We start from the raw sequence: 17,297 nt of genomic DNA on the forward strand, positions 1-17,297 counted from the left end.
TTCCTCTTGCTTACAAAAAGTGGCCAAATTTTCCAACAACGCCTAATACCACGGTCAGCCCGATGAGTCGCAGAGGGCTCCAGCCACGGCGCACTAACCAGTACATCGTGAGGGTGTATACCAGTGGAAGGAAGGCTGGCATCAGTTTGTCGATAACATCGGTTTGTAGCTTAACCACAGCATCGCCTGCGGTGATTTCAAGCGTGGTGGACAAGCGAACGTAGGTGGCGACAAGTGCACCGATCACCGTCATCCCAACGATAGACGCCGCTCGCCCCACTTTAAGTGTATTGGCTTTGATAAGCGGGATAGCCGCGACACCCATGCGATAGGCATAGTGAGCAAGCCCGAAACGAAGCCCAAGATGGACGACATTAAACATCACGAGAAATACGATGGCGCCGAGGATCGAACCTTGCAGAGCCAAACTGGCTCCAATACCGCCACAGATGGGGAGCAAGGTCAGCCAGAACATCGCATCACCAATCCCTCCCAGTGGCGCACCAACGGCGATTTTCGTACTTTGAATACTGTTCACATCCTGTTTTGAACGTTCCATCGCCAGTATGATGCCGATGACAAACGTCACCAAGAAAGGATGGGTGTTGAAGAACCCCATATGGCCTTTCATCGCCCGCGCCAGATCATTTTTATTGGTGTGGATCTTTTTCAGCGCGGGCAATATGCCATACAGCCAGCCGGAAGCCTGCATACGCTCATAGTTAAATGAGGCTTGCAGCAGCATGGAACGCCATGCCACGCGGTTGATATCTTTCTTTGTCAGCTCCGCACCGATACTTTGGTCTTCATAGATATTGTCGTTGCTATCAATGACCGGCTTTTCAGTGACGTTAGCGCTTGGCAGAACCTGAGTATTAGATGCCATCTTCGAATTCCTCTTTCTGAGTGCTGGAAGTCTGCTGCGGAGTTGAGTCTTTACGCATGAAATCGATTAACGCCATTGCCAAGGCTGCGGCGGCAATCGCCAGTACCGGCAGTTTCAGCCAGGCCGCAGCAACAAAGCCAAGAATGAAGTAGGGGATATAAACGTTTTTCATCATTATTTTCAGCAATACGGCAAAGCCAATTGCAGGCATGATGCCACCGGCGACACCAAGGCCATCTATCAGGCGGGCTGGCAAGACATCAATGACCGTCTTCGCATGCTCAGCACCAAAATAGATGGGCAAGAATGCACACAGAAAATAGAACGTCCCCAGAGCCAGCAGGGCCAGATAATTAACGCGTTCAATGCCGTCGGTATCCGCATTTGCCGCCATCCGGTCGCAGCGCGCCATCACACCAGACATGATAGAGAACAAGAAGGTGATGCCCATTTGCACCGCCACGGCGAACGGCACGGCAACCCCAACCGCGACCTCCGGTTTTACACCGGCAGTAATAGCAAAAGCCGTGCCGACAATAGTACCGATAATCACATTCGGCGGCTGGGCACCGGCCAGTGGAGCAAGCCCCATCCAGACCAGTTCCAGAGTACCACCAGTGAGTATCCCCATATGAAGGTCGCCAAGGATCAGGCCAACCAACGGCCCAAGGACCACCGGGCGGTGCATATGTGTCAGGCCGTTGAACATATCCAAGCCAGCAATAAAGGCCAGAATCCCCAACGCGGATGCCTGTAATAAGCTAATTTCCATAGAAAATACCTCAGAGGAGTTTGTAGAGATCCTGAGCGGGCTCGGTCGGCACGCCCTGAATAAAACATTCCACCCCTGCTTTTCTCAGGCCATAGAAAGCGGCAATATCCTGATCATCGACAGAGACGGTTTTCGCTATTTGTTGTTTACCTTCGGCATAATGCATGTTGCCGACATTGATTCGGGCCACGGGTACGTCACCGTTGACCAGCGTTAGAAAGTCTTCGGGACTTTTGCAGACCAGTAAAATTTTCTGCCGATCGGTTGCACGATGAATATTGTCGATCACTTTTTGCAGTGGCCAGAAGCGCACGGCAATCCCTTCTGCCAGAACCATTTCCATCAGGTTTTGTTGAACCTGATCTTCGGCAACTTCATCATTGGCAACCAACACCAGATTTGCTCCGGCAAAACCAACCCATTGAACACCAACCTGGCCGTGAATCAGGCGCTCATCAATACGACTTAATACAATGTTTGGCATGTTTTATTCCTTATTATCATTGTGTTAATGGGATGACGATGTTCCCATGCAGGCTGCATGGTACTGGCGCAATACATCCTGAATATGGTCAATAATCAGTTCGTGCGGTGTTGCCGCGAGCCGGCCTTCACGGACCTTAACGTATTGAAGTGGCAGATACTGGCTGATCAACGGCAAGGGCAGCGGTTTGTCCGTTAAATTATTTACTAACCGAGCATAAGCCTCGTCAATGTGGTGATCGGGCCAGTAGTAACGAACGCGATCAGAATAGCTGTAGCCGCGCGCCAGACGACGTTCATCGTTATTACCGTGATAATGCTGTTTCCAGTGCTCCGGGTGTTCCTGCATGACGCTTTCCAGCACATCTCGTAGCCCTGAACATTGGTATGCGGGGCGGAGTTCCTGCTCGATAGCGGCCAGTGAAAATAGCGCTTCACGTAACGCGAAAGTGAGTGCCGGACCCACTTTCAAAATGGCAAAGTGGTGCTGAACTAGCTGTTGTAGGGCGAGCGGAGTTTGGTAATCGGTGGAGTGAGCTTCAAAGACCATCGTGTCAAACTCTTCGATAGTCTGGCTCAGAGCAAGAGATTTCTCAGGTTGATAATCAATAACATGAGTATGATCGAATTCTACACCGGGTTGGACGACTAGCCCGATAATGCGTGGCCACAGGTCGTGCAGACCTTGTTGTTCAAAAGCATGACGATGAGCCTCGAGCGTTGCTTTTGCCGCTTGGGGAGAGGTAACCATCAGCGTTGACAGCGTTTCATGTGCTCCTCCTGGAACAGGGACTTCCGTTCCAATAACATAAACCAGATCAGACGAACCTTGTTTTTCCTTGCGGGTCTGTTCTGCAATTAAGGCAAGCCTTGCTGCTCTCCCGGCGACGATTTCATCTGTTAATGGCACTGGGTCATCCGCACAAGACATACTGCAATCAAGGTGAATTTTCTTAAAGCCAGCCGCGACATAATGGCGAATAAGTTCTTCTGCATGAAACATCGCTTCTGCGGCTGGGGCGTTTTGCCAGCGATTTGGCCCCAGATGATCGCCCCCTAACACCAACTGATTGCGAGGGAAGTGGTGTTTATCCGCCATTTGCTCAACAAAACCACGGAAGTCATCTGGGGTCATACCGGTATAGCCGCCATACTGATCCACCTGATTGGAGGTGGCTTCTATTAATAAGATGGATTGCGCGTCCCGGGCGTGGCGCATTGCTGCTTCCAGAACCAATGGGTGAGCAGAACAGACGGCAAAAATGCCACATCGCTTATCGTGCTTATGGTCGGCCACAAACTCGGTTAAATGTTTCACTTTCCTCTCCGTATGGGGTTTTGATTACTTATGCCTTTCGGTTTGTTTCATTGATACTGCTTTATGGGTTGATAAAAACAAAACGAAAGATAATGGAAATGGGATCTGTTTCGCAAAAGAAACATAATGAAAGGCTTTTTTATCGGGTGGTAGCACGGTTTGGCCTGATGTAAAGACTTGCTTTCCGGCAAAAGAAAGGTGTTAATAGATAAAGTGAAATGAAACGAAAGGCTTTTGGGAAGGATCTGATATGAGCAATACCGATTCAGTAATGGACAAGCGTATAACGGGTACCAGTGAAAGGCGTGAGCAGATCATTCAGCGGCTTCGTCAGCAAGGAAGTGTTCAGGTTAATGATTTATCGTCATTCTTTGGTGTTTCTACGGTGACTATCCGCAACGATTTGGCCTTTCTGGAAAAGCAGGGGATTGCTGTACGTGCATACGGCGGTGCGCTGGTGTGTGATGCTGGCACACCTGGCGTTGAACCCACGGTAGAAGATAAAAGCTCCCTTAATATTTCTTTAAAACGCGATATTGCTCGCGTTGCTGCAAATCTGATTAAACCTGGGCACCGCGTGATTCTAGACTCGGGCACGACCACTAATGAAATAGCGCGTCATATGCGTAATCATAAGGAGGTCATTGCTATGACAAACGGTATGAATGTGGCGAACGCGCTGCTTGAGGCTGAGGGCGTGGAATTGCTGATGACAGGAGGGCACTTACGCCGCCAGTCCCTTTCCTTCTATGGGGATCAGGCTGACCAGTCCTTGCAAAATTATCATTTCGATATACTTTTTCTGGGGGTAGACGCCATCAGTCTTGAGCGCGGTGTGAGCACGCATAATGAAGACGAAGCTCGCCTAAATCGCCGAATGTGTGAAGTCGTGGAACGCATCATTGTGGTCACTGATTCCAGTAAATTTAACCGCTCCAGCCTGCATAAAATAATTGATACCCAGCGCATACATATGGTTATCACCGATAAAGGTATTCCAGAGGAAAGTTTGAATGGATTACGAAAAGGTGGGATTGAAGTGCTCCTTGTTGGGGAATAAAAACCGTCTCTTGACCACCTGTTAGCCTACCCCTATTAAAGTAAAGTCCCCGCCAATAGGCCGGGACTTTGTCAGTAATCTAAGGGGAAGCGTGCTGTTCGGGCCGTAAACGACGCGAAACGCCGGAGTGCCCGTTGGTACGCTTAACCCTTGGTTCTTCTGGTGGCTAAGCCCCAGCAGGAACCGCATGCGCGGTGTTTTTCAGCACCGGTCCGGTATACTTCTCAATCTCAAGCTGCGCCATTTGCCCACAGTTACCCTGCGCCAGACTGGAAGAACCAATATCGAAAGTCAGGCAGTTGATATTGCCGTTCTTACAAAGGGAACCCGGTACCGCTGGATCCGCCGGGTCAAACCATGCCCCTTCGCTGATGCGCACCACCCCTGGACGTACATCTTCAGATACCACAGCACCTACCAATATCTGCCCACGGTCATTGAACGCACGGACTAAATCGCCATTAACAATGTTACGCCCCTTGGCATCCTGTGGGCTTATCAGTATCGCTTCCCGATCGGCCACGGCGTATTTTTCACGTAGTGGTGTGTTATCTAACTGTGAATGCAGCCGGTTGATTGGGTGTGCGGTGTTTAGCGACAGTGGATATTTCTTCGCTTCCACCCCGCGATACCATTCATGAGGTGGCATCCAGGTCGGGATCCCCTGACAATCGGCGTATTCCATTTTAGCGATAGTATCGGAGTAGATCTCAATCTTGCCAGATGGGGTACCCAGCGGGTTGAGCAATGGATTGTCACGATAATCAGCAAAGCGTACCCACTGCTGGTTCGCTTCGGGGATAGGGAAGCGAATGTAGTTGTTCGATTGCCAGAACATATCGAATGGCGGCAGGGCGACCCGTGCGGTACGGGCCTGTGACTTCATATCGTCGTACATCGCTTTCAGCCACTGAGTCTCATCTTTGCCCTCGGTAAAGGCATCAATCACCCCCAGCTTGGTGGCCATCGCCGCGAAGATATCAAAATCATTACGCGCTTCATGCTGTGGCGGTACGCACTGGTGCATCGGGAAGACATAAAGTTGTGAGTAGTCGCCGCCCATTTCCAGATCATTACGCTCATAGCTGGTGGTCGCCGGTAATACAATATCGGCGTGCTTGGCGGTGGCGGTCCAATAGGGTTCGTTAACCACAATGGTTTCAGGGTGCTGCCAGGCTTTCACCAGATTGTTGGTATCCTGATGCTGATGGAAAGTATTGCCACCGGCCACATAGACCATTTTGACATCTGGATAGGTGACTTTGGTGCCATTGAAATCAATGACTTTCCCTGGATTGGCCAAACATTCGGCAATCCGCGCCACTGGAATCGGCGATGGTGAGTTCTTCGGTGCACTCCCGGCAGAAATCCCCGGTAAAATGCCGCCCTTGGCCGTTGGGCTACCGCCAGAGGAGTAGTGATAGCTGAAGCCAAAGCCGCCACCCGGCAGGCCAATTTGGCCCAGCATTGCCGCGACCGTGACCAGTAACCAGTGTTGCTGCTCACCGTGATGCTGACGTTGAATCCCCCAACCCCCCATAATCATGGTGCGCTGTTTAGCCATATCTCGCGCCAGTTGGCGCAACACATCGGCATCCACACCACTGATATCCGCCGCCCATTCTGCGTTTTTCGGCTGACCGTCAGTTTCACCGAGCAGATAGGCCTGGAATTTATCAAAACCAATAGTGTAGGTTTTTATAAAGTCAGGATTATGCAGTTTTTCTGTCAATAGCGTATGGGCGATACCGATCAACATGGCGCTGTCGGTATATGGCCGTGGCGCAATCCATTGTGCATTGGTGAATTTAGCACTGTCGTTATGCACCGGATCAATACTGATAACTTTGGTACCTTTCTTTTTCAGCGCTTCAAAACCAGTTTGACCCACATGATCGGGGATATTCCAACTGTTTTTCAAGGTGATCATTGGGTTACAGCCCCAGAGGATCACCAGTTCACTGTTATCTACCACGTTTGGCCAGGCCGTCTGCTGTTCGTAGACCTCCATTGACCCCATGACGTGGGTCATAATCACCTGTGCCGCACCGGTTGAATAGTCACCGGCATAGCCCAAAAAACCCCCACTCAGGTTCATTAAGCGTTGTAGTAGCGTGCGGCTGTTATGTAGCATCCCCACACTTTTCCAGCCATAAGATCCGGCGTACAGCGCTTGCGGACCGTGGTCTTTCTGCACCCGCACAATTTCGCCGCATACCAGTTCAGTGGCTTTATCCCAACTGACGCGTACCCACTCATCCCGGCCACGCAGTTCGGTATGGCTGCCGGGGCCGCCTTCCAACCAACTTTTACGCACCATCGGGTATTTGATGCGGTTATCGGCATGCACCTGATAGGGTGCCATAGTGATCAGGTCATTCGGCCATGGATCATCTTTGACAGGTTGCACACCGATCATCCGGCCGTTCTCAACGATAGCTTCAAATGCGCCCCAATGAGCGCCGGTCAGAATACCTTTTTGCGCCTGACGCAGTGCCAGAAACTGAGGTAATGCCTGACTGATGGCTTGGGCTAATGCAGATTTGGGCCACAGGCCACCAACGATAGGCAATACAGCCAGTGCGCTGGTTCCGAGTAAGAAGCGACGGCGGCTCATTTCTAACGGTTGTTGTTCGTATTTAGTCATTTTCGCCTCTTATTTACAGCTTGGCCGGCATATCACTGGCATGTTTTTGTACATACTGTGTCATCACACGCAACTGTTCCTGAGTCAGGGAGGTGCGTGGTGCCATGCCTTTGATTACCCCAATCCATTGGTTAGCGTTGAAGCGATCCAGTGCGGTTAAACCGTGGCAGCCGGTACAGTTGGCCGACATCATATCTGCGGCATAGCGCCAAATTTTCTGTTGATCATCAACGAGTTGTTTCTTAGATAACCACACCTGTAGTGCAACTTGATGCCAAACCAGATTGGTTTCTGCATCGGTTTGCGTATTCAATGTTTTCAGCGCTTTTTGTGCGTCCTCGCCCAGTAATACACTCAGAATACGTTTCCCTTGTGCGGCATAGAACACTTCGGCCACCCCATCTTGCTGCCAGCCTTTAACATCAACCAACACCTGATCACCTTGCTGTTTTACCACTTCAACTTGTGTTGAGGGCATCAGGTTACCGGCGTTATGGCTGTCACCAGCATTCATAAAGAAAGGCTCGGTGGCGATGGTATATAAAGTGGTCGCCGTTGCGGGTGTTTGTGCCGCCGCCGTTGCCAACTCTGCCGCGCCAGCCTGGGTCACCTCACTCATATCCGGCAGGATATGGGCCACACCTTTATGGCAATCGATACAGGTTTCACCTTGCTTAATTGCCACCGGATGCTGAATCCGCGCTTCAGCACTTTGTCCGGTGATATCCATCGCATCAAAGCTGTGACATGAGCGGCAAGTGGCCGAGTCATTCTCTTTTAGCGTTTTCCATACCGACTGCGCCATGGCGAGTTTATGGGCTTCATATTTCTCAGGTGTATTAATAGTGCCAACCATTTCACCGTAGATATCTTTGACCGCGCGGATTTTGGTCCACAGATAATCAAGCGGTTCGTGTGGCACATGGCAGTCAGCACATTCAGCACGGATGCCTTTGGTGTTTTGGAAGTGGACACTGCCTTGATATTCAGCCAATGGCTGTTGCATGGTGTGACAGGACACGCAGAACGCGGTATCACTGGTTTTATGAAAGACGGTGGCGGTACCTGCTAATAGTGCAGCACCAATAATGATGCCGATCAGCAGGAGCCATAACCATCCCCACCGGCGTCGCTTCACGAAGCCAGTTTGTTTCTTGCTCATAAATTGCCCCACTTAATATATCTAATAGTTATTGGTAAAACGAAGTTATCTAATGCCTCGATACTCAAAAGGCCAGATAATCTGCCAACAGACCCTTATCCACTAGCGATAAGTATTTCCCATAAAATAAGTAGGTCTATTGTAGGGGGATTTGGTGCTGATGACTAACTCGTTAGGGGTATTTAGCAATATTAGTTCAGATTTGCTGAATATAAATGCGAGGTATCAGTCAGTTTTAGCGCTATACCACAAATAACTCTCTGAATTAAAGGGTTATATACCTTGTTATATAACCTAAATAATTCAAGTTACAGGAAGGCGGCAACGAAATGAACCCAAGGAGTTGAGATAACTCAATGACTCGGGTGAGTGATGGCAGCCAACGCACATGCAGCTTGAAGTATGACGGGTATAGCGCTATTTTTTAGTCGAAGGGATAATAGAACTGCTTATTTAACCATAAATCGATGGCATGACGACTGGCTTCAAAATGAGGTTCGGGTAATTCCCGCGGATTGCACCATAGCCATTGCTGACACTTGTCTGGTTCTTTCAGCTCTGGCTGCCCACCGGCGTGTTGCGCCAACAAGCAAACGGAAACGGTATGTTTACCTTCTGCGCGCCAGGTGGCGATGTTATTGCATAACGCGATAACACTTATATCTTTGATATTTAAGCCTGTTTCTTCGGCTATTTCACGTTTTGCGGCTTGTTCAAAAGACTCTCCAGCCTCCATGTGACCACCGGGAATCGACCAATAAGGGGCGTGCTGACCGCAACGTTTACCCAGTAACACCTCACCTTGTTGATTAACGATAATGACACCCACACCGACTGCAACGGACATTGTACGGACTCCTGTTAAATGAAGGTCAGCAACCATCAGCTATTATGGTTTTTTTACTGCTGACGGAGTTATATTCACCACGAAAATGTGCGGGCTGTCAAAAATCCATCAAGAATAGAAGCAGAAAACTTGCATATATTCTCAGTCGGAAACACACTACTTGAAACGTTTCAGCGTTATCTCGTCACCAAATGATAAAGGGTAACGCTCCTTTTTCTCATTAAAGCTGAAACGATTCAATTTCAGCAAGAGAGGAGATTTATGTTCCAGTTATCTACGCAAGATATCCATCTGGCTGCACAGGCAGACAGCAAAAACGATGCTATTACTCAGGTTGCTGCAGCACTTACTCAGGCTGGCTGTGTTGCCGCCGCTTATGTCGATGGCATGCTGGCCCGCGAGCAGCAAACCTCTACTTACCTGGGTAATGGCATTGCCATTCCACATGGTACCACTGATACTCGCGACCTGGTGCTAAACACCGGTGTGCAAGTTTTCCAATTCCCGCAGGGTATTGCATGGGGCGAAGATCAAACCGCCTATATTGTAATCGGTATCGCCGCGCGTTCAGATGAACATCTGGCATTGTTACGCCAACTGACCCATGTATTAAGTGATGATGCCGTTGCTGCACGTCTGGCGAAAACTACCTCGGCTGAAGAGTTACGCAGTTTGCTGATGGGTGAGCAAAAAACCGCTGAATTCCATTTTGACACGTCACTGATCGCAATCGATGTGGCGGCTGACAATCTGATCACGCTGCAAGCACTGAATGCCGGTCGCTTGCAACAAATTGGCGCAGTAGATGCTCATTTTGTCAGCGATGTCATTACCCGTGAGCCACTCAATTTGGGACAGGGTATCTGGCTGAGCGACAGTACTGAAGGTAATTTGGTCAGTGCTGCCACAGTAAGCCGCCCGGTAGCTGCATTTGAGCACCATGGCGAAAAAGTGGCGCTGTTGCTGACGCTCTCCGTGGCCGATGACCAACCGCTGTCGGTATTGAACTATTTAAGTGATTTACTGTTGGCGAAAAAAGCTGACGCTTTGCTGAACGCTGATGCTGCCGCCTTGCTAGCGTTGCTCACCAGTGAGTATGTCGAGCAGAATGAAGTATTAAGCGCTGAGTTTGCTATCCGTAATGAACACGGGTTACATGCGCGCCCAGGGACGATTTTAGTCAATACAATCAAACAGTTTACCAGTGAAATCACCGTGACCAATCTGGACGGCACCGGTAAACCCGCTAATGGACGTAGTCTGATGAAAGTTGTGGCTTTAGGGGTTAAAAAAGGCAATCGCCTGCGCTTTACCGCCAGTGGTGAAGATGCACAAGCAGCATTGGATGCTATTGGTGAAGCTATCGCCGCCGGTTTGGGCGAGGGGGCAGCATGAGCAGAAGAGTTGCAACCATCACGCTGAACCCAGCTTATGATCTGGTGGGTTTTTGCCCTGAAATTGAACGCGGTGAAGTTAATTTGGTGAAAACTGCCGGCCTGCATGCCGCTGGTAAAGGGATTAATGTTGCCAAGGTGCTGAAAGACCTAGGGATTGATGTCACGGTCGGTGGCTTCCTGGGTAAAGATAACCAAGACGGTTTTCAACTGTTATTCAGCGAGCTGGGTATTGCTAACCGCTTTCAGGTGGTACCGGGCCGTACTCGCATTAACGTCAAACTGACAGAAAAAGATGGCGAAGTGACCGATTTCAACTTCTCCGGTTTTGAAGTCAATAAACCGGATTGGGATCGTTTTGTCACTGACTCGCTGAGCTGGTTGGGGCAATTCGATATGGTCGCGGTCAGTGGTAGCTTGCCCGAGGGCGTAAACCCTGATGACTTTACCGATTGGATGAAACGCCTGCGTAGCCAATGCCCGTGCATTATTTTCGACAGCAGTCGTGAAGCATTGGTCGCAGGCCTGAAAGCCTCACCTTGGTTGGTGAAACCCAATCGTCGTGAACTGGAGATCTGGGCGGGTCGTCCATTACCTGAATTGGGTGATGTGGTAGAAGCTGCACACGCTCTGCGTGATCAAGGGATTGCTCATGTGGTGATTTCTCTCGGGGCTGAAGGGGCATTATGGGTCAATGCGTCGGGTGCCTGGTTGGCAAAACCACCCGCCTGTGAAGTGGTCAGTACCGTCGGTGCTGGTGACTCCATGGTCGGTGGCCTGATTTATGGTTTGTTAATGCGCGAGTCCAGCGAGCACACGCTGCGTCTGGCAACAGCAGTTGCAGCTTTGGCGGTGAGTCAGAGCAATGTTGGTATTACGGATCGCCCGCAGTTGGCAGCCATGATGGCAAGAGTCGACCTGAAACCCTTTAATTAATCCCTGGAGGCGAAATGAAAACGCTACTAATAATAGACAGTTCGCTCGGGCAGGCCAGAGGCCACCTTGCGACACTGATGTTGGGTGCTGCGGCGGCAAAAGCAGGACTGAGCTGGGTTGAGAATGCCACTGATGCAGAGCTGGTGATTGTCGCCGGGCAATCAGCCCCGGCTGACAGTGCGCTGAACGGTAAAAAACTCTATATCGGTGATGTGGAAAAAGCGGTGCGCGATCCTGATGGTTTCCTGGCGCAAGCCATTGCGCAGGCTAAACCTTACCAGGCTGCGGTTGCTGTCGCACCCGCGACCACCACGGTGGCTGGCCCGAAACGTATTGTGGCTATTACCGCCTGCCCGACAGGCGTAGCACACACCTTTATGGCTGCTGAAGCCATTGAAAGTGAAGCGAAAAAACGTGGCTGGTGGGTGAAGGTAGAAACCCGAGGCTCCGTTGGTGCCGGTAATGCAATTACACCAGAAGAAGTGGCTGCGGCTGATCTGGTGATTGTTGCTGCGGATATTGAAGTGGATTTGGATAAGTTTGCTGGCAAACCGATGTACCGTACCACGACAGGTTTGGCGCTGAAGAAAACCGTACAAGAACTGGATAAAGCACTGGTTGAAGCTGAAGTCTATCAGCCTAAAACCGGCAGCAGCACCGGTACCAAAAAAACAGAAACCGGTGGTCCTTATCGTCACCTGCTGACCGGTGTGTCTTACATGTTGCCGATGGTGGTTGCTGGCGGCTTGTGTATTGCCCTGTCATTTGTGTTCGGTATTAAAGCCTTTGAAGTGAAAGGCACATTGGCTGCCGCCTTGATGCAAATTGGTGGCGGTTCTGCTTTTGCGCTGATGGTACCTGTTCTGGCCGGTTTCATTGCATTCTCAATTGCTGATCGTCCGGGTCTGACCCCAGGCTTGATTGGCGGGATGTTGGCAGTGAGTACCGGGGCGGGTTTCCTCGGCGGTATTATCGCAGGTTTCCTGGCCGGTTATGTGGCGAAAGCAATCAGCACTAAGCTGCGTTTGCCGCAAAGTATGGAAGCACTTAAACCGATATTGATTATTCCACTGGTAGCGAGTCTGATAGTGGGTTTGATTATGATTTATGTGGTCGGTACGCCGGTGGCAAAAATCATGTCAGGTCTGACTAACTGGCTGCAATCCATGGGTACCGCCAATGCCGTGTTGTTGGGGGCTATCCTCGGCGCCATGATGTGTACCGATATGGGGGGGCCGGTGAACAAAGCCGCCTACGCGTTTGGTGTGGCACTCCTGAGTTCTTCTGTTTACGCGCCGATGGCCGCTATCATGGCCGCAGGGATGGTTCCTCCGCTGGCGATGGGACTAGCAACACTGTTGGCACGTCACAAGTTTGACAAAGGTGAGCAGGAAGGGGGCAAGGCTGCACTGGTTCTGGGGCTGTGCTTTATCTCTGAAGGGGCAATTCCGTTTGCTGCCCGTGACCCGATGCGTGTCTTGCCGTGCTGTATCGCCGGTGGTGCGCTGACAGGTGCATTGTCTATGGCATTCGGTGCGCAACTGATGGCCCCACACGGTGGTTTGTTCGTGTTACTGATCCCTGGGGCAATTCATCCGGTGCTGCTGTATCTGGTGGCAATCATTGCCGGTACCGTATTGGCCGGTGGTCTGTATGCGATGTTGAAACGCGCTGATGTCGTGGTCGCAAAAGCGGCATAAGTCTGGCATCATAAGCTTCACCCATAAAAAACCGGCCTTATGTGCCGGTTTTTTTTATGTTTACTCACTGTGATTCGGCTAAATACCATTCAGCTAAACGTTAGCTTGTGAGTTCAGCTTGTGACTTCAGCCAGGCTATCTCTTCAGCCCAAATATCAGGATTGACCGTTTCTAAAATCAGCGGGATATTATCAAAACGGGGATCACGCATAATATAGCTGAACACGGTTTTACCAATATTGCCCTCACCGAGACTGTGGTGTCGATCGACCCGGCTGTTAAATTCACTTTTCGCATCATTAAGATGCATACCGCGCAGATACTGAAACCCGACGATATCGCTAAGTTGCTTGAAGGTATGTTCGCAATCTTCTTCCGTGCGCAGATCATAACCGGCAGCAAAAGCATGGCAAGTATCAATGCAGACACCGACGCGGCTCTTATCTTCCACCCCATCAATGATGGCGGCCAGGTGCTCAAACTTAAACCCCAGATTACTGCCCTGACCGGCGGTGTTTTCAATCACCGCTGTCACCCCTTCACTGACATCGAGCGCCATATTGATAGATTCGGCAATACGTGCCAGACACTTATCTTCATCAATTTGCAGTAAATGGCTGCCTGGGTGGAAATTCAGTAATGACAGCCCCAGTTGTTGACAGCGGGCTATCTCGTCGATAAAGGCTTCGCGGGATTTCTCTAGCGCTTCAGTGACGGGATGGCCCAGATTAATCAGATAGCTGTCATGTGGCAGAATTTGAGCGGAGCTATAACCGTATAGCTCACAAGCTTGCTTGAACTTCTCTATCACATCTTCTGCCAGCGGTGCGGCACGCCACTGACGTTGATTCTTGGTAAACAGGGCAAAGGCGGTGGCCTCAAGTTCGTGCGCCCGAATAACAGCCTGGTCTACACCACCTGCTGCGCTGACATGTGCACCGACAAATTTCATTCCATTCTCCTTTGATAACCGGGCCATTATGGCACTGATAACGCCATGATTGAATGGGCGAAGCTGCAAGGAAAAGAAAAGGGCCGCGAGCGGCCCTGAAGTGACATGTTTTATGCCGCGATATGTTGCACCAGCAAATTGATGCCGGTCCCACCGACTATCAGCCAGACAAACAGCAGCAGTGCCAATAATAACGGTTTTACCCCAGCCTGACGGATAGAGCCCACATGAGTGGTCAGTCCGAGTGCGGCCATCGCCATCGCCAGCAAAATGGTGTCCAGTGTAATCAGGTGATTCACCCATGCCGCAGGTAATAGATTCAGTGAGTTAAACCCGGCCATCAGAATAAATATCACTGCAAACCAAGGAATAGTGATGGCACTTTTTTCCCGTTTTTCACTGCCGGCTTTGATGTTGCAACGCGCCAAATAGGCTGAGAGTAACAACAGGAATGGAGCCAGCATCATTACCCGGATCATTTTAGTAATCACGGCGGCGTTTTCAGTTTGATCACCGATGGCATGCCCGGCGGCAACCACCTGTGCGACCTCATGAATCGTTGAACCGGCAAAAATACCAAAGGTTTCCTGACTAAACGGCAACCATTGGTAATGCAGGTTTAGCTGATACAACCATGGGTAGACAAAAATGGCGAGCGTGCCGAAAATCACCACAGTGGCGACAGCAACCGCCACTTTGCTGGCATCAGCTTTTAGCACCGGCTCGGTGGCCATAATAGCTGCGGCGCCACAAATACTGCTACCGGCACCAATTAACATTACGGTTTGCTGGTCCAGACCAAATACCCGTTTACCCAGCCAACATGCCAGCACAAAGGTTGAACTGAGGGTCAAAAGGTCAATAACCATACCGGTAGCCCCCACATCCGCCACTTGTTGAAAGGTCAGCCGGAAGCCGTATAAAATGATACCCAGACGCAATAAATGCTGTTTGGCGAAGACGACGCCATCAGAGCAGACGGATTGTACCCACGGATACAAGGTATTGCCGACCACGATGCCAAACAAAATGGCCAGCGTCAGTGCCCCCAACCCCATATTGATAAACCACGGCATATCACCCACGTTGAGCGCCAACCCGGTAATCACGCCGGTTAACACCAAGCCCGCAATATAGCGGCTTAGGGGGAACTGATGTGTTCGAGGGAGTTCTTTAGTATGAGAAGTCGCCATGTTTGTGTCCTGTGTTCTGTAAAGATTGCACACAGTTTAACGACTTCAATCTTAATAGATAAATTCATTATATATTTATAATTAATCTATATAAGTGGTAAGGGCGGTGATGGCAGCGCCCAACACCTGATTTTGCCTATCTCTGTGAGGGAGCGTGAATGGCCATGAAGTTTGGTATGATATACATAACGGAAATGTACACGGGCGGGGGTATCCCCATAACCGTCAAGGCAGCAGTTTTGATATGAAGAAAGCAAAACATGAAAAGTCGCTGTGGGTGATATTGGTGATTGCCTCACTTATTTATTTGTTGATCCCTCCTTATTTGATCGCTTATTTTTTCAAGTTATATAACTTGAATCCTTTTCATATTGTCCCGCTACCCCATTTTAATCCCTTTAAGAGTGAACGTGGGATTCCTTTATCTCAAACGTTTAGCTATTTATTATTTATCTGGTTGATTTTTAACGCGGTTATCAGCGCTATAGTGGCTATTATTTACCGCATATTCTTTTATTCAGATGATAATGAATAGTATTCTTACTGCTTAATTTCATCCGCTGATAACCTCCCGATTTTACTCAAAGGTGTTAGTCTTATACGGTAATAGAGGCTATATACCCGCCATCGTTCATGTTACAGGTGTGTTGGCTGTGCTCGCTCACTCGAATCACTTACTGGTGTAAGCTCATCGAGGGTTCTGTTGCTTGCCGTCGGCCTGTATTTTGAAATCTATTGGGTACACTTTTGTCCGTCAGTTATTGTATTAACAACTAATTAGGTAGCTCGTTTCATCCAGTCACTGACGAACAGAGTGATGATAGCGTCCTCCATTTTTTACTACAGAGACCGTTATGCACATAACCTTACGTCAACTTGAAGTCTTTACTGAGGTGCTAAAAAGCGGCTCTACGACCCAAGCCTCGGTTGTGCTCGCGCTTTCACAATCGGCAGTCAGCGCTGCGTTGGCGGATTTGGAAGGGCAATTGAGGGTGCAACTGTTTGATAGGGTCGGTAAGCGTTTAGTCACCAATGAGCATGGGCGGTTGCTTTATCCCAAAGCATTGGCATTGCTGGATCAGGCAATTGAAATAGAACAGCTTTTTTTGCAGGACTTAGGCGCGTTGCGGATTGCTGCCAGCAGCACTATTGGTAACTATATGTTACCGGGCATGATTGCCAAATACCGGCGTGACTTTCCCGACACACCGCTGGAATTGAATATCGGTAACAGTCAGGATGTGATTGAAGCAGTGGCAGATTTTCGCGGTGATCTGGGGCTGATTGAAGGGCCGTGCCATATGCCGGAACTGATGACTAAAGCCTGGCAACAGGATGAGTTGGTGGTGTTTGCGGCCCCAGATAATCCGTTATGCCATAAGATGCTGACACTGGAAGAACTGGCCGATGCAGCTTGGATCCTACGTGAGCGCGGTTCTGGCACTCGCGAAGTGCTCGATCACTTACTGTTGGCAAAATTACCGCATTTCAAGTTGGTTATGGAGCTTGGGAATTCAGAAGCGATTAAGCGGGCGGTGCGTTATGGCATGGGAATCAGTTGTTTGTCGCGCCGGGTGATTGCCGATCAACTGGCCAACGGCGAACTGATCGTACTCAACATCCCTTTGCCACCACTGATACGAACCTTATATCTGATTCATCATCGGCAAAAACATATCTCTAACGCCTTGCAGCGCTTTCTCAGCTACTGTCAGGAAGAGGTCTGAACCGCAGAATTAGCCGAGAGTGAGTTACTCCTGTAGGGATAAGGTTTTTAAGCGTTTTACACCAATGATATTGGCTATTGCGGCAAGAATACCCGATAGAGAGAGGCTTTTACTGGCAAATGAGCTTTTGCTAATAATTGCACCGGGATCATGAAGGTATCTTATATCAGCGCATTGTTACTATCCGAGTCGGTGGGATTTGTTACAATCCCGCCTTATT

General features: G+C 49.8%; 15 protein-coding genes. 6 read left to right on the top strand and 9 right to left on the bottom strand.

The window, feature by feature from the left end; genetic code table 11:
* Window positions 1-10 precede the first annotated feature (10 nt).
* From agaE to kbaZ, 4 genes are read right to left on the bottom strand one after another with little or no spacing between them, the layout of a single operon-like run.
* On the bottom strand, window positions 11-886 hold the full coding sequence (agaE, locus tag V1953_RS07290; protein ID WP_083158369.1) for a PTS N-acetylgalactosamine transporter subunit IID: 876 nt from the start codon (window positions 884-886) through the stop codon (window positions 11-13).
* On the bottom strand, window positions 876-1,658 hold the full coding sequence (gene agaW / locus V1953_RS07295; protein ID WP_005193049.1) for a PTS N-acetylgalactosamine transporter subunit IIC: 783 nt from the start codon (window positions 1,656-1,658) through the stop codon (window positions 876-878). Before agaW ends, agaE begins: the two co-directional genes overlap by 11 nt.
* Window positions 1,659-1,668: 10 nt before the next feature.
* The gene (agaV, locus tag V1953_RS07300) at window positions 1,669-2,142 is read right to left on the bottom strand and encodes a PTS N-acetylgalactosamine transporter subunit IIB (protein WP_083158371.1); all 474 of its coding nucleotides are present in this window, start codon (window positions 2,140-2,142) and stop codon (window positions 1,669-1,671) included.
* Between the two features lie 24 nt (window positions 2,143-2,166).
* The gene (gene kbaZ / locus V1953_RS07305; protein WP_442820736.1) at window positions 2,167-3,459 is read right to left on the bottom strand and encodes a tagatose-bisphosphate aldolase subunit KbaZ; all 1,293 of its coding nucleotides are present in this window, start codon (window positions 3,457-3,459) and stop codon (window positions 2,167-2,169) included.
* A 250-nt stretch (window positions 3,460-3,709) separates the two neighbouring features.
* On the opposite strand from kbaZ, the gene V1953_RS07310 reads away from it, so the two are divergent.
* Window positions 3,710-4,519, top strand: a complete 810-nt coding sequence (locus tag V1953_RS07310; protein ID WP_442820737.1) for a DeoR family transcriptional regulator — start codon at window positions 3,710-3,712, stop codon at window positions 4,517-4,519.
* Window positions 4,520-4,685: 166 nt separating this feature from the next.
* Here the strand turns inward: V1953_RS07310 and torA are convergent, their stop codons facing one another.
* The 3 genes from torA to V1953_RS07325 form a co-directional block, all read right to left on the bottom strand.
* Window positions 4,686-7,166: a trimethylamine-N-oxide reductase TorA gene (gene torA / locus V1953_RS07315; protein WP_083158373.1), complete on the bottom strand. Its 2,481-nt coding sequence runs from the start codon at window positions 7,164-7,166 to the stop codon at window positions 4,686-4,688.
* Between the two features lie 13 nt (window positions 7,167-7,179).
* On the bottom strand, window positions 7,180-8,328 hold the full coding sequence (locus V1953_RS07320; RefSeq protein ID WP_442850799.1) for a NapC/NirT family cytochrome c: 1,149 nt from the start codon (window positions 8,326-8,328) through the stop codon (window positions 7,180-7,182).
* Between the two features lie 424 nt (window positions 8,329-8,752).
* Window positions 8,753-9,175, bottom strand: a complete 423-nt coding sequence (locus V1953_RS07325) for a nucleotide triphosphate diphosphatase NUDT15 (RefSeq protein WP_083158375.1) — start codon at window positions 9,173-9,175, stop codon at window positions 8,753-8,755.
* Between the two features lie 261 nt (window positions 9,176-9,436).
* Here V1953_RS07325 and fruB point away from each other — a divergent pair, with 261 nt between their 5' ends.
* The 3 genes from fruB to fruA are packed head-to-tail and all read left to right on the top strand — an operon-like array spanning window position 9,437 to window position 13,205.
* Window positions 9,437-10,570, top strand: coding sequence for a fused PTS fructose transporter subunit IIA/HPr protein (fruB, locus tag V1953_RS07330; protein ID WP_083158376.1), 1,134 nt, complete (start codon window positions 9,437-9,439; stop codon window positions 10,568-10,570).
* The gene (fruK, locus tag V1953_RS07335) at window positions 10,567-11,505 is read left to right on the top strand and encodes a 1-phosphofructokinase (protein ID WP_083158377.1); all 939 of its coding nucleotides are present in this window, start codon (window positions 10,567-10,569) and stop codon (window positions 11,503-11,505) included. Before fruB ends, fruK begins: the two co-directional genes overlap by 4 nt.
* A gap of 14 nt (window positions 11,506-11,519) precedes the next feature.
* The gene (gene fruA / locus V1953_RS07340) at window positions 11,520-13,205 is read left to right on the top strand and encodes a PTS fructose transporter subunit IIBC (protein ID WP_442850800.1); all 1,686 of its coding nucleotides are present in this window, start codon (window positions 11,520-11,522) and stop codon (window positions 13,203-13,205) included.
* 100 nt (window positions 13,206-13,305) lie between these two features.
* Here fruA and nfo read toward each other — a convergent pair whose 3' ends face one another.
* A complete protein-coding gene (nfo, locus tag V1953_RS07345; protein ID WP_083158379.1) occupies window positions 13,306-14,157 on the bottom strand; it encodes a deoxyribonuclease IV in 852 nt (283 codons plus the stop codon).
* Window positions 14,158-14,267: 110 nt separating this feature from the next.
* A complete protein-coding gene (locus V1953_RS07350) occupies window positions 14,268-15,350 on the bottom strand; it encodes a YeiH family protein (protein WP_442850801.1) in 1,083 nt (360 codons plus the stop codon).
* Window positions 15,351-15,504: 154 nt separating this feature from the next.
* Here V1953_RS07350 and V1953_RS07355 point away from each other — a divergent pair, with 154 nt between their 5' ends.
* A complete protein-coding gene (locus V1953_RS07355; RefSeq protein WP_442847709.1) occupies window positions 15,505-15,885 on the top strand; it encodes a hypothetical protein in 381 nt (126 codons plus the stop codon).
* 319 nt (window positions 15,886-16,204) lie between these two features.
* Complete coding sequence (yieE, locus tag V1953_RS07360; RefSeq protein ID WP_372559375.1) at window positions 16,205-17,077, top strand: DNA-binding transcriptional regulator YeiE; 873 nt, start codon at window positions 16,205-16,207, stop codon at window positions 17,075-17,077.
* Window positions 17,078-17,297: the final 220 nt, after the last annotated feature.

The organism is Yersinia sp. 2541 StPb PI (assembly GCF_052217145.1).
Taxonomy (GTDB): Bacteria; Pseudomonadota; Gammaproteobacteria; order Enterobacterales; family Enterobacteriaceae; genus Yersinia; species Yersinia enterocolitica_E.

Excerpts from the sequence above, each read along its gene's own strand:
- agaE (WP_083158369.1), bottom strand. The coding sequence starts at position 886 with ATGGCATCTAATACTCAGGTTCTGCCAAGCGCTAACGTCACTGAAAAG.
- agaW (WP_005193049.1), bottom strand. The coding sequence starts at position 1,658 with ATGGAAATTAGCTTATTACAGGCATCCGCGTTGGGGATTCTGGCCTTT.
- agaV (WP_083158371.1), bottom strand. The coding sequence starts at position 2,142 with ATGCCAAACATTGTATTAAGTCGTATTGATGAGCGCCTGATTCACGGC.
- V1953_RS07310 (WP_442820737.1), top strand. The coding sequence starts at position 3,710 with ATGAGCAATACCGATTCAGTAATGGACAAGCGTATAACGGGTACCAGT.
- torA (WP_083158373.1), bottom strand. The coding sequence starts at position 7,166 with ATGACTAAATACGAACAACAACCGTTAGAAATGAGCCGCCGTCGCTTC.
- V1953_RS07320 (WP_442850799.1), bottom strand. The coding sequence starts at position 8,328 with ATGAGCAAGAAACAAACTGGCTTCGTGAAGCGACGCCGGTGGGGATGG.
- V1953_RS07325 (WP_083158375.1), bottom strand. The coding sequence starts at position 9,175 with ATGTCCGTTGCAGTCGGTGTGGGTGTCATTATCGTTAATCAACAAGGT.
- fruB (WP_083158376.1), top strand. The coding sequence starts at position 9,437 with ATGTTCCAGTTATCTACGCAAGATATCCATCTGGCTGCACAGGCAGAC.
- fruK (WP_083158377.1), top strand. The coding sequence starts at position 10,567 with ATGAGCAGAAGAGTTGCAACCATCACGCTGAACCCAGCTTATGATCTG.
- fruA (WP_442850800.1), top strand. The coding sequence starts at position 11,520 with ATGAAAACGCTACTAATAATAGACAGTTCGCTCGGGCAGGCCAGAGGC.
- nfo (WP_083158379.1), bottom strand. The coding sequence starts at position 14,157 with ATGAAATTTGTCGGTGCACATGTCAGCGCAGCAGGTGGTGTAGACCAG.
- V1953_RS07350 (WP_442850801.1), bottom strand. The coding sequence starts at position 15,350 with ATGGCGACTTCTCATACTAAAGAACTCCCTCGAACACATCAGTTCCCC.
- yieE (WP_372559375.1), top strand. The coding sequence starts at position 16,205 with ATGCACATAACCTTACGTCAACTTGAAGTCTTTACTGAGGTGCTAAAA.